11 protein-coding genes are annotated in these 15157 nt (G+C 35.5%); 9 read left to right on the top strand and 2 right to left on the bottom strand.

Annotation, left to right across the window (positions count from 1 at the left end; all coding sequences use genetic code 11):
* The first annotated feature begins 205 nt into the window (after positions 1 to 205).
* The 3 genes from lpxK (at position 206) to VB796_RS12355 (ending at position 4204) form a co-directional block, all read left to right on the top strand.
* Positions 206 to 1339, top strand: a complete 1134-nt coding sequence (gene lpxK, locus VB796_RS12345; RefSeq protein ID WP_323346852.1) for a tetraacyldisaccharide 4'-kinase — start codon at positions 206 to 208, stop codon at positions 1337 to 1339.
* Between the two features lie 205 nt (positions 1340 to 1544).
* Positions 1545 to 3560 carry a putative porin gene (locus VB796_RS12350; protein ID WP_323346853.1) on the top strand — a complete coding sequence of 672 codons (2016 nt, stop codon included), beginning with the start codon at positions 1545 to 1547 and terminating at the stop codon, positions 3558 to 3560.
* 26 nt (positions 3561 to 3586) lie between these two features.
* Complete coding sequence (locus VB796_RS12355; RefSeq protein ID WP_323346854.1) at positions 3587 to 4204, top strand: tRNA-(ms[2]io[6]A)-hydroxylase; 618 nt, start codon at positions 3587 to 3589, stop codon at positions 4202 to 4204.
* Between the two features lie 37 nt (positions 4205 to 4241).
* On the opposite strand, the gene VB796_RS12360 is transcribed toward VB796_RS12355, so the two are convergent.
* Positions 4242 to 4601: a hypothetical protein gene (locus VB796_RS12360; protein WP_323346855.1), complete on the bottom strand. Its 360-nt coding sequence runs from the start codon at positions 4599 to 4601 to the stop codon at positions 4242 to 4244.
* A gap of 159 nt (positions 4602 to 4760) precedes the next feature.
* Positions 4761 to 5336, bottom strand: coding sequence for a GDP-mannose pyrophosphatase NudK (gene nudK, locus VB796_RS12365; protein ID WP_323346856.1), 576 nt, complete (start codon positions 5334 to 5336; stop codon positions 4761 to 4763).
* Between the two features lie 54 nt (positions 5337 to 5390).
* Here nudK and VB796_RS12370 point away from each other — a divergent pair, with 54 nt between their 5' ends.
* From VB796_RS12370 to VB796_RS12395, 6 genes are all read left to right on the top strand, one after another.
* A complete protein-coding gene (locus VB796_RS12370) occupies positions 5391 to 6155 on the top strand; it encodes a DeoR/GlpR family DNA-binding transcription regulator (protein WP_323346857.1) in 765 nt (254 codons plus the stop codon).
* An 82-nt stretch (positions 6156 to 6237) separates the two neighbouring features.
* The gene (locus tag VB796_RS12375) at positions 6238 to 9873 is read left to right on the top strand and encodes a DUF559 domain-containing protein (RefSeq protein WP_323346858.1); all 3636 of its coding nucleotides are present in this window, start codon (positions 6238 to 6240) and stop codon (positions 9871 to 9873) included.
* Between the two features lie 161 nt (positions 9874 to 10034).
* The gene (locus tag VB796_RS12380) at positions 10035 to 11009 is read left to right on the top strand and encodes an oxygenase MpaB family protein (RefSeq protein WP_323346859.1); all 975 of its coding nucleotides are present in this window, start codon (positions 10035 to 10037) and stop codon (positions 11007 to 11009) included.
* Positions 11010 to 11126: 117 nt separating this feature from the next.
* Complete coding sequence (locus VB796_RS12385; RefSeq protein ID WP_323346860.1) at positions 11127 to 12455, top strand: C69 family dipeptidase; 1329 nt, start codon at positions 11127 to 11129, stop codon at positions 12453 to 12455.
* Positions 12456 to 12564: 109 nt separating this feature from the next.
* A complete protein-coding gene (locus VB796_RS12390; RefSeq protein ID WP_323346861.1) occupies positions 12565 to 14184 on the top strand; it encodes an ABC-F family ATP-binding cassette domain-containing protein in 1620 nt (539 codons plus the stop codon).
* 517 nt (positions 14185 to 14701) lie between these two features.
* On the top strand, positions 14702 to 15154 hold the full coding sequence (locus tag VB796_RS12395; RefSeq protein ID WP_323346862.1) for a hypothetical protein: 453 nt from the start codon (positions 14702 to 14704) through the stop codon (positions 15152 to 15154).
* Positions 15155 to 15157: the final 3 nt, after the last annotated feature.

Here is a 15157-nt window from a genome sequence, read left to right on the forward strand (position 1 = left end):
TTAATAATTAATTACCTGACTTTATGTGTGTTAAGGTTGTTGGAGGAGACTTTAACCGAAAAAATAATCGTTAAAGTATCTTAAAAGGGGTGTGAATATACTAAAAAGTCAGAACTCTTTTAGAATTTTGCACCATCAAATTCTTATTTTTTATTAAATGGCAGTTTTTCTTAAATATTATTCACGAAACTGATTTTTTCTAACAATGCAATTTTTACTTCTTCCTTTTTCGTGGCTTTATGGTTTAGTGACAGATTGCAGAAACTATTTATATGATAGTGAAATCTGGGAAACCACCAGTTTTAGCAAACCCATTATTAATGTTGGTAATTTGACCGTTGGCGGTACAGGAAAATCTCCGCACGTTGAATATTTAATTCGATTATTGAAAGATAAATATCAGGTGGCAACGTTAAGTCGTGGATATGGACGCAAATCTAAGGGTTTTATCCATGCCGATGCAAATGCTAATGCAAAAAACATTGGTGATGAGCCTTTGCAGTTTTATCAAAAGTTCAAGCATGAAATCTCCGTAAATGTTGGCGAAAATAGGGTGGAGGCTTTGCAGAAAATATTTGCTCAAAACCCTAAAACTGATGTTGTTATTTTAGATGATGCTTTTCAACATCGTCCTGTAAAACCATCACTAAATTTGCTTTTGGTAGATTATAGTCGCCCGATTGATAAAGATTATCCCTTTCCAGCGGGTCGTTTGCGTGAGCGAAGACACGGAGCAAAAAGAGCCGATGCCGTTATTGTTACTAAATGTCCTGATTTACCGATTGATTTGCAATCGGCTGTGAAGGTTAGTTTAGAACCTTATTTAAGGGGATTTGAGAAAAAACAATCACAATATTTGACTCGGATTAACTTCCCGAAAGTTTTAAACTTTCGGGAAGTTAGAAGTCCTTTTACTACTTCGGTAAAAGCCCCTCCCATATTCTTTACGAAAATTCTATACGGAAAACCTCAAAATTGCCGTTCTGACATTAAGAATGGAGACTTTAAAAAGGTGTTACTGCTTTCAGGAATTGCTAATCCAAAGCCTTTTGAAGAATATGCAAAAGCTACTTTTGAGGTAATTGAGCATTTGATTTATAAAGACCATCATGATTTTTCTGAAAAGGATTTGGAAGAAATTACTACTAAAATCCCTGATGATTTAACCGCTATTTTAATGACAGAAAAAGATATGGTAAAATTTAAACCATTGCTGAATCATGCTTTATTAGTAAATATTCCATTGTATTATTTGCCAATTGAGATTGGTTTTTTAGAAGACTCTATGAAAAAAGATTTTGATGAATTGATATTTGCTCAATTTGAAAAATCTATTTAAAACGGAACTGTATACTTATTAATGCAAGTCCTAAAAACCTCACCCCCAGCCCCTCTCCGATGGAGAGGGGAGCATTCTTCCGCTTTTCTCTCCCCTCTCCATCGGAGAGGGGTCGGGGGTGAGGTTTTGCATTAATAAGTATATAAGTCCGATTTAAAATACCTTAATCAGCTTTACCTAATTCGTTTTTACCTAAATTTGTAGTGTGAAATTAAGAATATATATACTTACCATAATCGGGCTTTTATTTTCGGGTTTGTTAAAAGCTCAATTCCCCTCGACAACCCAGCAAGGTGGAAGTGCTTTTCCAACTAATGGTTTTCCAACTGGAAATCAGCAGGATAAAGACGCTAAAAAAGCCACAAATTCTAATGGTAGAATTGGACTTGATGATTCTACCAAAGTGGTCTATGGGCCAACTTCAACGAGATATTTTTTGGAAGAAGACGTTGTTAACAACCGCAAACGCCTTTATAATATTGATACAATCATTGACGGAATTCATAATTATAATTTCGTTCAAAGAAATAAAAATCTGTATCAAGATTTAGGAAATTTAGGAACTGCCATTCGTCCTGTTTTTTACAAAGCACCTGAGCAAATTGGGACACTTTTGGGCTATGATGCCTTTACACTTTATACTTTCAAGCCCAATCAAGTAAGATATTACAATACAAAATCGCCTTTTACCAATATTATTTATGTACCAGGTGGAGGAGAACAAGACCTTTTACAGTTTGAATTGAGCAGAAATATTGATTCACTCTGGAACGTTGGACTAAATGTTCAGCGAATAACCGCCAATAAAACCTTAGTTGACCAAACTTCAACGGGTGATAATTCGTCGATTGGGCATTGGGATTTCATGGTTCATTCCAACTATCAAACCAAGAATAAAAAGTATTCACTTTTGGCTTATTTCAATTTGTCTGACCATAATTCAAATGACCAAGGCGGTGTCGTGTTAGAATCAGGTAGAGATTATCAGGGAATGCTGGCATTGGCAGATAACCGACCAACTTTGACGGTAGCATCCACTCGTGATAATTCCTATAATCTTCATGTCTATCACGAATATGTAGGTTATAAAGCTTTTCAAATTTTCCAAACGCTTGATTATCAGACCAGAAGAGTTCGTTTTGGCGATAAAGGTTTCAGTGCGGCATGGCAGACAGGTTTTTATCCTTATGCTTTCAAAAAAAATCTTGAAACGCCTTATCGTTATGCTGCTGACACTTCTATTACGAATAACGTTGTTTTAGACTCACTTTATAATGAAAGCAAGTACAGTAATTTTGAGGCAAAAACAGGTATTAAAGGTTTTTACAAAGGTTTTAATTATCGTATGCACTTACGAACTCGTATTTTCAATTACACAAATCCTTTAAAATCCGCTTATAATATTTCTAACAAAAACGAAAACTTTTTAGGGCTTTGGCTGAATCAGTATTTCAAAGACAGTACAAGAGTTTTTGGAGAAGTAGAGTTTTCTACTGACCTAAAAAATCTCAGAATTAACGGAGAATTTCAAGGAAAATGGTTGAATGTAGGCGGAAGTTTTATCTCAACACCAGCCACATTGGTTCAGCAACGAACCTATAATAATGGCTTTAGATGGACGGGGGAATTGGATAATGTCAAAACTACAAATGTGTATGCTTACACAAATTTGAAATTCAAGCAATTAGTTTTACGCCCAAGTGCAGATATTACCAAAGTTTCAAGCTATACTTATTTTGATACTTTGGCTTATGTTCAGCAATCCAAAAAAGATATTGAAATTTATCGTGTAGGTTTAGGTTTTGATTTTAGAAAAGGGCATTTTTCAACCACCAACCAGATTTATTATACTACCACTGGCGATGAGGATAACTTAATGAGAATTCCGAAGTTATTTATTAATTCTCGTGTAGCCTTTGATTTATTATATCGCAAGAAATTATTTATCCAAACAGGCTTAGAGTTTCATTATAAGTCAAGTTATTATGCTGATGCTTATATGCCTGCCATTCAGCAGTTTCATTTGCAGGATAAACAACTTATTGAAGGCTATTTACAAGCCGATGCTTTTGCCGATATGAGAATTAATCGAGTAAGAATATTCTTGAAATTTGCCCATGTAAATAAGGGACTTTTAGGCAATGGCTATTATGCTTCACCAGGTTTTGCAGGTATGGGCAGAGTCTTGGCATTTGGCGTACATTGGTTACTGTTTGATTAATTTCGCATTTCGCAAATCGCTTAAAAATGAATACAGAACAACGAAATAACGCTACTAAAACCATGTTGGGGTTAAAACTCCCAACTGACCCACGTTGGGTAAATGTGGCAGAAAAAAATATTGGTGAAATTTTGATAGATCATGCTTATTGTGAGCAGAAAGCGGCTTCTTCATGTATTTCCTTAATTATTCAATATCCAGAAAAAGAAAAATTGAGAGAAGTTTTGATGCCCGTAGTGTCCGAAGAATGGGCTCATTTTAGAATGGTGTTGAAGGAAATGGATGCACGTGGTATTGAGTTGGGAAAACAGAGACGAGACGAATATGTTCATCAATTATATAATTCGATGCGACACGGAGGAAGTCGTGACGAGCAATTGGGCGAAAGACTTTTTTTGAATGCCTTAATCGAAGCGAGAAGTTGTGAGCGTTTTAGAATTTTATCTCAAGAAATTTCAGATGAAAGTTTACGTGAATTTTATCACGAATTAATGATTTCAGAAGCAGGGCATTATGTGAATTTTATTGACCTTGCGAAAGAATATTTATCTGCCCAATACGTAAAAACTCGTTGGGAAGAATGGCTTGAAACCGAAGCAGAAGTCATTAAAAATCTCGAAGTTAGAGGTGATAGAGTGCATTAAAAAAGGTAGTGGCGAAATTTCACCACTACCTTTTTTACTAAAATGTTCCTCTTTTTCTATCTCTTCTATCTTCTTTTCTATCACGTTTGTTTTCACGGCGGTCTGCAACATCTTCTTTTTTATCACGTTTGTCCTCACGGCGGTCTGCAACATCTTCGAGTTTATCGGCACGACCAGTATTTCCATCTAATCTATCTCTTACATCTTCACGTTTATCTCTTACATCTTCACGTTTATCTCGGTGGTCTTCTTTGTGGTCTTTAACATCTTCACGTCTATCACGACGGTCTTCTTTCTTATCTCGTTTAAGCCTTTTAGCAGGCGTTTGAGCATCAGCCATATTCAAACAAAAAGCAACAGCAGTAATGGTGAGGAGTGATTTTACGAAACTTTTCATGATTTTATGATTGTTTAAAGTTGAATTTGTGCTTTTGACATCATGCTTTTGAAAAGGTTTAATCTACTTAAAATTATTCGTTAAAATGTAGTTTATAAATTCAATATCCATAACACTTTCCAATACCAACGCTCGATGCGTAATAACTGACCGACTCACCTAAATAAGCTGATTTATCTGTACATATTGCAAAAGCATAATTGTTTTGGCATCTTTAATTTCGCCTGTTTTTATCATATCGAGAGCTTTCTGAAAATCTAATTCTAATACATCAATTTCCTCTTCTTCTTCAACGCCACCACCTTCATTAATTTTCTGTTCTTTGGAGTAAGAAGCCACAAAAAAATGTAGAATTTCAGTCACAGAACCTGGTGACATATAAACTTCAAAGATTTTCTGAACATCTGTGATTTGATAACCCGTTTCTTCTTGCGTTTCTTTTTTGATGCAATCTTCTGGATTATCAGCATCCAACAAACCCGCACAAGCTTCAGTCAGCATCCCGTCTGGATTTCCGTTTAAATACGTTGGCATTCTGAATTGGCGAGTTAAAATCACGGTTTTTGTCGCTTGGTTGTACAACAAAATCACCGCTCCGTTACCTCTATCATAAGCCTCACGACTTTGGGTTTGCCATTCTCCATTTTTCTGTAAGAAATCAAACGTAACTTTGCGAAGGATATACCAATTATCAGAAAGGACTTCGGTCTTTATATTTTTTATTTTAGAATTCATTTTGATTGAAAATGATTAAAAATGATTATTTTTGAACAAAATTAAAATAAGCACATGAATTTCCAAGTCAGAAAGCAAAAAATACTTGAAAAATTAGAGCAAGATGCCATTATTGATGTGAAGGAATTGGCAATTTTGCTCGAAACTTCCGATATAACCGTTCGTCGGGATTTAACAATTTTGGCGGAACAAGGCTTACTACTCCGCACACACGGCGGAGCCATGAAAGTGAGTCTTTCGCAAATGCCCGTAAGTTTTGCTCAGAAATCTGCTATCAATGCCGAACAAAAAGATGAGATTTGTAGAATAGCCGTTAATAAAATCAGAGAAGGGGATGTCGTTTTTTTAGACTGTGGAAGTACCGTTTTTAGAATGTGTCCTTTCATTCGGAATATGAAAATAAAAGTGGTAACTAATTCATTGCCAATTATTAACGAATTGATTGGCTCAGAAGTTAGTCTGAATTTTGCGGGTGGCGAAATTGATTTTGAGCGACAAGCAGCACACGGAAAAATAGCTGTTGAACATTTTCAAAGATACCGAGCAGATAAGGCTTTTGTGGGCATTGATGGTATTTCTCTGAAAAATGGATTGAGTGCTTCGAGTGAAAAAGAAGCAGAAATAACAATGGCTTTAGCTCAAAATGCTCGTGAAGTTTTCTTCCTTTGTGATGCTGGAAAATTAGAAAAAGACCGATATTTACCTTTTGCTCCGATTAATTTCGTTCAAAATCTCATTACTGATTCTTTGGCTTCGGAAGAGCTATTGGAAAAGTATAAAATGGCAGGCATGAATGTTTTGAGAAGTGAAAGTAAATAGCTTTTTGCAACTCAAAGGCTCTCCTTGAAAAACCATAAAACTTCCGTATTTTTGATAAACAGCAATTATTTTACCCCAACAAATGCAAACTTTCCTCGACCGTTCGGCACAGTATATTTATTCTCAACATTCTCATAATCAGCTTTCTAAAGTTTGTATTGTTATTCCATCTCGTCGTGGTGTTTTGTATTTCAAACAGGCATTGGCACAACTTTCAGATGTTCCTTTTTTAGCTCCCGATGTTTTATCGGTAGATGATTTTGTGATGCAAATGACGGGACTTCGGCAGATTGACCCCGTGGCTTTACTGTTTGAATTGTACGATGTTTTTAAAGAAATTGACCCCAATGTAGCTTTTGAAAAATTCATGACTTGGGCAACTACGCTCTTGAATGATTTTGATAAAATTGACCAATATTTAGTCGATGCGAAGGCATTGTTTAGTTATATGTCGGAGGCAAAAGCTTTGGAGCGTTGGCAAATGCAATTGGGTGAATCTCAGAAAGATAAGAATCTAAAAACTGACCGAACCGACCGATATTTTAAATTATTTGAGAATATTTTTACGGTTTATCAAAACCTGAGAAACCGTTTGACTGAGCAAGGTTTGGTATATCGGGGGATGGCATATCGTGATTTAGCCGAAAATGTTGATAAATATATTCTTGAAAAAGATAAACATTTGAAGTATTATTTTGTGGGTTTTAATGCCCTCAGTGATGCCGAAGAACGCATTATCAGAACGCTATTAAAACGTAAAGATTTTGCCGAAACACTTTGGGATACAGATACTTACATTCTCAAAAATAAAGACCAAAAAGCAGGAGCTTGGTTGCGTTATTATAAAGAAGGTGATGATAAAAATGGAATTCCGCCACTTTATAACAAAGAATGGCTTTGGGAAACTGATGAGTTGGTAAAAGGAACTAAAAATATTCAAGTAATTGGCGTTTCCAATGCCAGCATTCAAGCAAAAGTAGCAGGACATATTTATCGAAGTTGGGGGGAAAAGAGTTATGGTGAAATGGGGGAAGGAGGAAAGGGTGAAAATGAAAGTACTCAGACGGCTATTGTCTTAGGGGATGAAAACTTGCTTGTTCCTGTCATGAACTCCTTAGATGAATCGGTGAAGGATTTTAATATTACAATGGGTTTATCGTTAAAAAATTCCATGCTTTTCACTTTAATTGATTCACTTTTTGAGTTACAACGTAATTTGGTAGAATTCAAAACCGAAGATGGTGGAACGGTTAAAATTCCGAAATTCTCTCATCGTCAGGTAGTTAAGGTATTGAATCATCCATTTTTGAGACGTTGGGAGTTGATGAAGTATCAAGTAGAAAAACCTCACTCCCAGCCCCTCTCCGATGGAGAGGGGGGCATTAGCTCTAACCAATTTGTGGGTGAAAAATATGTGGATAATACAGCCAGTGTTCCTGATGGAGAGGGGAACATTCAACAAAGCCAATCTGCGGACGAAAACTCCCCTCTCCATCGGAGAGGGGTTGGGGCGACCGACGCTTCGGGTGAGGTTTTAGAACATAAATTCTACCAAAAATCTGGATATGAGGAATGGAAATATTTAAAACAATTTGCCAGAGATAATCGTAAAAATCCCACCGAATCAGAAGAAATACTTTGGGAGAAACTCAGAAATAAGCAATTGGGTGATTTCAGAGTAAGAAGACAACATTCGATAAATTTATTTATAGTTGATTTTGTCTTTTTAAAACAAAATCTAATCATAGAACTCGACGGTGGAATTCACGAAGTTGATGACAATCCCAAATATGATGAATACCGAACTCAAGAACTCAATGCAGAGGGTTTTAGAGTGTTAAGGTTTAAGAATGAAGAAGTTTTAGAAAACGTAGATGAGGTTCTTAAAACAATTTTATACTATCTGGAAAATATAACTGAGACCTCTCGTCCGAACAAATCTGTGGACGAAAACTCCCCTCTCTATCGGAGAGGGGTTGGGGGTGAGGTTCTAAACCCAATCCGCAAAACCCTCCGAGAAATCACCGAGCGAAACCGTGTATTCCTTAGCTCAAAAGAACTTTTGGAAATTGCTGAAAATGACCCACTTTTTGAGATAATTTTTAAACATTGGAATAATAATCCACAAAATGCTATCAAGTGTTTTTATGCTCTAATTGATTTATTACGAGACGTTTACAAAGAATCTCAAGATGCTGTTGAAACTGAATATCTGTATCAATTTTATCTGATTTTGCAGAGAATGGAAGGCATTTTGGAGGCTCGAAAAGATACTGTAACAATGCGGAGTTTCAAGACTTTTTTGTTTGAATTTATCAAGCAGACCAAAATTCCTTTTGAGTCTGAAACGGATGAAAGTTTGCAGATAATGGGTATGTTGGAAACCCGTACTTTGGATTTTGAAAAGGTTATCATTCTCTCGGTAAACGAAGGAACTTTACCACAAGGAAAGCGACAAAATACCTTGATTCCGTTTGATGCTTTGAGCGACCCGCAGTTCAATTTACCAACCCATAATCACGCCGATTCGGTGATGGCATATCACTTTTTTAGGCTTTTGCAACGTGCCAAAGAAATCGTTTTGGTTCATGTTCTACCTTCTGATACGTATGGAGCAGGTGAAAAAAGTCGCTTTATTCTGCAAATTGAGCATGAATTAGCCAAAGCCAATAAAAATATTACGTTAACGTATCCGTCCATTAAATTCATTGCGGGCGATGAGGAAAGAGAAGAAGAAACCAAATTAGAAATCCAAAAAACGGATGATATTTTGGCATTTATTGAAAAAGAAATTACCGAAAAAGGTATTTATCCTTCACATTTGAATCAGTATTTAGATTGTTCGTTGAAATACTATTTCAGTCGGATTGCGGGCATTGCGGAGGAGGAAACGGTTGAAGAAAAAATTGGGGTGGATACCTTCGGAAATTGGATTCACAAAACCTTTGAAAATATTGATAAAGAGTTTGTAGATAATGGTGGGGTGGTTGAAAAAGAGGATTTAGAAACGGTCTTGAAAAATATTCAATCTTATCTAAAACAGGCTTTCAAAGAAACCAATCAAGGTTTGCGAGCAGAGGAAGGTATGAATTATGTTTTGTATCAAGTTGGCGAAACTATTGTGAAGAAGTTTTTGCGTTATCAGCTTGATAATGAATTGTTTCCGTTGGAATTGTTGGATGTTGAAAAGACTTTAAAGGTACAATTCGCTGCAAATGTAAATGAAAGAATTTTACCCGTTAAAATTGCAGGACGAATCGACCGAATGGACAGAGCCAATGGAAATCAAGTACGAGTTATTGACTATAAAACGGGAAAAGTTGAGGCTAAAGACTTGAAAATCAATATAGAAGACTTGTCAGAGAATCTTTTGACGGATAAGGATAAAGATAAATTCCGACAGTTATGGTTGTACAAATACATGGTTTTGAAGCAAATGACTTCAAAAAATGGCTTGACAATCAACGGTGTAAAATTGAAAGAAATTGAAAACGAAGTCAGTTCAGGGATTTACTCTTTCCGAAACATCGAGGCGGGACTTTTACAACAAAAAATGGAATTTCAAGAAGGCGAAACAATTCAAGATTTTATATTTGAATCCGAGAAATATTTACAAGCTTTTGTTAGTGATTTACTCAACCCAGAAAGTCCATTTGAAAAACGAAAAGACGTAGAAAATTGCGTTTATTGCGATTATCGACGGATTTGTGGGAGATAAATTTCATTTTTGTACTGAGTCCAAAGTATTAAGAAAAATTAGACAAACTTTATTCTGAAATACTTGAGACTTAGTACATAATACTTTTACACAAAACCATTTCCAAAACATAAGCCTTCACCGATATGTTGTAATCTCAGTACCAAAACTTTATTACAAATATGAAAACCATAAAACCCACCCGTCAATTCCCTAATGAGTTAATGGATAAACTCCGACAAACGGGAGATTTGTTAGCCGATGACGTAATTTTTCGTTTAAATGAAAAGCACGGGATTGCGGGCGTGAGGGAAATGTTTTCTTGGTTAAATAGTTCAGAATCAACGTCTAAATTTGAAATTATCAATGAATTTATAGCTCAAAATAGCTCTTTGCCTGATTTTGCGGATAAAAAGCTAATGAAGCAAGGCATTGATTTCTTTCAGAAAAATCAGCAACAAATTGGAATATTATTAGCGTGTTTGTCGCTTCCGTATTGTTACGCTGGGGCAGATGGAGCGAAGGTTTTGGCAATGTCGCAACGGATTCAAACTGATACAATAAAACGTTTGGAAGAAACAGGCGAATTTATTCAAATTATTACTCAAGAAAAGAACTGGAATAACGGTGAGGCATTTCGTAAAATATTGAAAGTGAGATTGATGCACGCAGCTATTCGCTTTTTTACTGAATATCATGGCACTTGGAATTTAGCTTGGGGAAAGCCCGTAAACCAAGAAGATATGGCAGGTACAAACGGAGCTTTTTCATATATTGTAATTCGTGGCATGAGAAAATCAGGAGATGAGCCATCAGAGTCAGATTCAGAAGCTTACTTACACCTTTGGAATGTAATTTCAGTAATTATGGGCGTAGATAAATCTCTGATTCCGAGTAATTTACGAGAAGCTTTTGTAATGGATAAAGTAATTGCCAAACGTCAATTTAGACCTTCTGAAGAGGGCAAATTATTAACAAAAGCACTCTTAAATACAATGGAGAAATTTGTTGAAAACCCATTACTAAAATCTTTTCCTGCGGCTCAAATGCGGTTTTTGATGGGTGATAAAGTAGCAGATATTTTGGGAATTCCTGCGGTTGCTTTTGAGAAAAAATTGATTCCTTTTATTCCAACTTCCATTCTATTTAAGCAATAATATCGTCTCACAGACCCGACTATATCAATTTTCGTATAATTTTACGCCATAAACCTGTAAAATCAATATGTTGAGATTGGACAAATATCGAATCTTCGGCATCGAAACTGATAAATTATGTGTGATACTTTTATTGCCTTACCTTCTGTAACTAAATCAAATAGTTTAATTTTTGGTAAAAATTCTGACCGTGAACCCAATGAGGCTCAGGCAATTGTGCGTTATCCGAAATTGAAACATATCGAAAAAACACTCCGTTGTACCTATATTGATATTCCACAAGTAGAAGAAACTTTTGAGGTTATTTTGTCAAAGCCTTTTTGGATGTGGGGTGCAGAAATGGGCGTAAATGAATATGGCGTAACGATTGGAAATGAAGCTGTTTTTACAAAAATTAAGCATCAAAAAACCAATCAAGGATTGACGGGAATGGATTTGTTGAGATTAGCTCTTGAACGTTCAAAATCCGCCGATGAAGCTTTAAAATGTATCATAGAGTTACTCGAAAAATACGGTCAAGATGCTTGTGGAGGTTATCAAAATCGTGATTTTTATTATGATAATTCCTTTATTATTGCCGATGCTGAAAACGCTTTTATTTTGGAAACGGCTGGGAATCAATGGGTAACCAAAAAAGTAAATACTTATGCAAGTATTTCAAATGGCTTAACAATTACGGATGATTATGATTCAATTTCGGAAAAAGCTATCACTTTTGCTCAGGAAAAAGGATTTTATAAATCAGGGAAATTTAGTTTTGCAAAAGTATATTCTGACCCTCTAATGACTTGGTTAAGTTCTTGTAAAACTCGTCAGAAAGTAACCATGAAAGGTGCTGAAAAACACGGTTTTAATGTGCCATGTGCCATTGAACTTTTATCTTCACATCATTTATCAGAGGATAAATTTGCTCCTCACAAAGCCAGCACAAAAGACGTTTGTATGCACGCAACTGGCAAATTGAATCCTAATGCGACGGTTGGTTCAATGATTGTTGAAATTAGGAGAGATAAACCCATAACGATTTGGTTAACAGGGACTTCTAATCCGTGTTTGTCGATTTATAAACCATTTTTCTTTGGAGATAATGGCGTTTTGAACGATGTTTATCAAGTGCCAGATGTAAAATTTGACAGAAAAACCCTTTGGTGGATTTCAGAAAGATTGTACCGTTTGGGCAATCTAAATTATCAAGCTTTAGTTGGAATTGTCAAAGAAGAAAAAGAGCAAATTCAAAAGCGTTTGATTGAAGAAGAACAGCAACTTTTTAAGGGTAATCCAAATCAGGAAACGTTACAGGATTTTTCAAAAAATAGCTTCCAAACGGCTTTCAAAGCATTAATTGATTGGAATAATAAAGCCTCCAAAATTGCTTGGCGACCAGCATCTTGGAATCCATTCTATTATTTCTTCTGGCGAAATTTGAATAAAAAAGTGGGTTTGTAACACCGTAATCTTTACCATCAAATACCAAATAACCAAAGGTTAAATTTCCCAATCTCCATACAATATCGTAATTTTGTACTTTATTAAGAATTAAGCAAATACAAGATAAATGTTAAACGTATCAAATGTTTCACTCCGTTTCGGAAAACGGGTACTTTTTGAAGATGTAAATATCAAATTTGTAGAAGGTAACTGCTACGGTTTGATTGGTGCGAATGGTGCAGGCAAGTCAACATTCTTAAAAATTCTTTCGGGAGAAATTGATTCTCAGACAGGTTCTATTTCGATGAATCCAGGAGAACGTATGTCGATGCTCAAGCAAAATCATTTTGAGTATGAGGAAATCCCTGTATTACAAGCGGTTATCATGGGTAATAAACGCCTTTATGATATTATGGTTGAGAAAGATGCCATCTATTTAAAGGAAGATTTTACAGAAGAAGATGGAAATCGTGCTGCTGACCTTGAAGCAGAATTTGCGGAAATGAATGGTTGGGAAGCAGAATCGGAAGCAGGACAATTGTTAAGTGGCTTGGGAATTAAAGAAGATTTGCACTATACCTTGTTGAAAGACGTTTCGGGGTCTGAAAAAGTAAAAGTGCTTTTGGCTCAGGCTTTATTTGGCTCGCCAGATATTTTGTTATTAGATGAACCTACCAACAACTTAGATATTGAGTCTATTTTGTGGTTAGAGAACTTCTTGACAAATTTCAAAAATACCGTAATTGTTGTTTCTCACGACCGTCACTTCTTAGACAACGTTTGTACGCACATTGCCGATTTAGATTTTGGAAAAATTCAATTATATGGTGGTACTTACACTTTCTGGTACGAATCATCACAATTAGCCGCTCGTCAACGTGCTGACCAAAACAAGAAAACTGACGAAAAACGTAAAGAATTGGAAGAATTTATTCGCCGATTCTCTGCTAACGTTGCGAAGTCAAAACAAGCAACTTCTCGTCAGAAAATGTTGGATAAATTACAAGTTGATGATATTAAACCTTCATCACGTCGTTATCCATTTATTAACTTTAAACCAGAACGTGAAGCAGGCGACCAATTACTTTCAGTAGAAGGTTTGTCGGCTAAAAATCAAGAAGGTGAATATTTGTTCAAAGATGTTTCGTTTACTTTAACAAAAGGAGATAAATTAGCCGTTCTTTCTCGTGACTCATTGGCTATCAGTGCTTTATTTGACATTTTGATGGGCGAACGTACTGCCGACGCAGGAACTTTCAAATGGGGTGTAACTACCACGCAAGCGTATTTGCCTAACGATAATGCTAAATATTTTGAAGATGGTTCAATTAATTTAGTAGATTGGTTACGCCAATATTCAACCGAAAAAGACGAATCATTTATTCGTGGATTCTTAGGTAGAATGTTGTTCTCTGGAGACGAAGCCTTGAAAAAATGTACCGTAATTTCTGGGGGTGAAAAACAACGTTGTATGTTCTCCAGAATGATGTTGTCGGGTTCAAACGTAGCCATTTTCGACGAACCAACCAATCACTTAGACTTAGAGTCAATCACAGCGTTGAACAACGGAATGGTTGATTTTGCAGGAACAATTTTATTTACTTGTCATGACCACCAATTAACACAAACGGTAGCAACACGTATTTTAGAACTTGGACCAAAAGGATATTTAGATAAATTAATGACCTTTGATGATTACATTACAGATGACCGAGTAAAGGCTCAGAAAAATGAAATTTACGGATAATAAAACAAGAAACCCTGAGAGTTATCTCAGGGTTTTTGCATTAATTTAACAGTTAGGTATGTTATCTTTAGTGGTGGTAGTGAAAAAATGAATGAGTTAGGGTTACTTTGTATCTTAGTGGTTAGGCAAATATTTCTTTCTTCTACTTAGTCCCGACTCCAATAGCCGCCACTATCTTCATCGGGTATGTAATTGTATTATTCTAATTACATACTTTAAACGTGATGAAGTTTATTAGGTCACAAATATTACCAAATGTGAATGGAATCACAAATGTTAATATTTGTTAATCTGTTAATTTTCATCTATTTAACTTGTTTTTTAAAGCATAAGTCAATATAATATTTTGTATGTATTGATTTTTGTAAATGATAATTTTTTATAAATATTTTTATGAGCTATGTTTTTTTGAATTTTTATTTCAACAATTGAATCATAATTTTATACTACTGCCGAATAATAACAAACCTCATTTTTTAGTTTTTAAAATAGCATTTTAACTTAACGATAATACAAAATGAAAAACCTATCATTTATTTTAGCATTCATTATATTAGGCATAACTTCTTCTTGCAAAAAAGATGAAGCAGCAACGCCATCTAAAACAAAAACAGAACTCATTTCAGCCAAAGTTTGGATACCCAATCAGGTAGTTGCTTTAGGTTCAGTACCCGTTTACCAAAGAGGAGGAGTGGCTTCTGCGAATCTCTTCGACTTGGATAAAGTTGTATTGACATTTAAAGCAGACGGAACAATATCTGGTACAGACAATACAGGTAAAGCCTTATCTGGAGCGAAATGGAGTTTGTCATCCGATGAAACCAAAATAGTAATTTCAGGTTCGGGTATTACAGGTTTAGACGGAGAGGCATTGATTATTCAGTTGACCGATACCAATTTTGAAGTAAAAGGTAAGGCAACAGTCCAAGGAATTACGGGGGAAGCTAATTTAAAAATGATTCCACAGTAAAAT

This window comes from Arcicella sp. LKC2W, assembly GCF_034931005.1.
Taxonomy (GTDB): Bacteria; Bacteroidota; Bacteroidia; order Cytophagales; family Spirosomataceae; genus Arcicella.

What these genes read in the sequence shown, in the direction of transcription:
- VB796_RS12390 (WP_323346861.1), top strand. Translation starts at nt 12,565, where the DNA reads ATGTTAAACGTATCAAATGTTTCACTCCGTTTCGGAAAACGGGTACTT.
- VB796_RS12375 (WP_323346858.1), top strand. Translation starts at nt 6,238, where the DNA reads ATGCAAACTTTCCTCGACCGTTCGGCACAGTATATTTATTCTCAACAT.
- lpxK (WP_323346852.1), top strand. Translation starts at nt 206, where the DNA reads ATGCAATTTTTACTTCTTCCTTTTTCGTGGCTTTATGGTTTAGTGACA.
- nudK (WP_323346856.1), bottom strand. Translation starts at nt 5,336, where the DNA reads ATGAATTCTAAAATAAAAAATATAAAGACCGAAGTCCTTTCTGATAAT.
- VB796_RS12360 (WP_323346855.1), bottom strand. Translation starts at nt 4,601, where the DNA reads ATGAAAAGTTTCGTAAAATCACTCCTCACCATTACTGCTGTTGCTTTT.
- VB796_RS12370 (WP_323346857.1), top strand. Translation starts at nt 5,391, where the DNA reads ATGAATTTCCAAGTCAGAAAGCAAAAAATACTTGAAAAATTAGAGCAA.
- VB796_RS12355 (WP_323346854.1), top strand. Translation starts at nt 3,587, where the DNA reads ATGAATACAGAACAACGAAATAACGCTACTAAAACCATGTTGGGGTTA.
- VB796_RS12380 (WP_323346859.1), top strand. Translation starts at nt 10,035, where the DNA reads ATGAAAACCATAAAACCCACCCGTCAATTCCCTAATGAGTTAATGGAT.
- VB796_RS12385 (WP_323346860.1), top strand. Translation starts at nt 11,127, where the DNA reads ATGTGTGATACTTTTATTGCCTTACCTTCTGTAACTAAATCAAATAGT.
- VB796_RS12395 (WP_323346862.1), top strand. Translation starts at nt 14,702, where the DNA reads ATGAAAAACCTATCATTTATTTTAGCATTCATTATATTAGGCATAACT.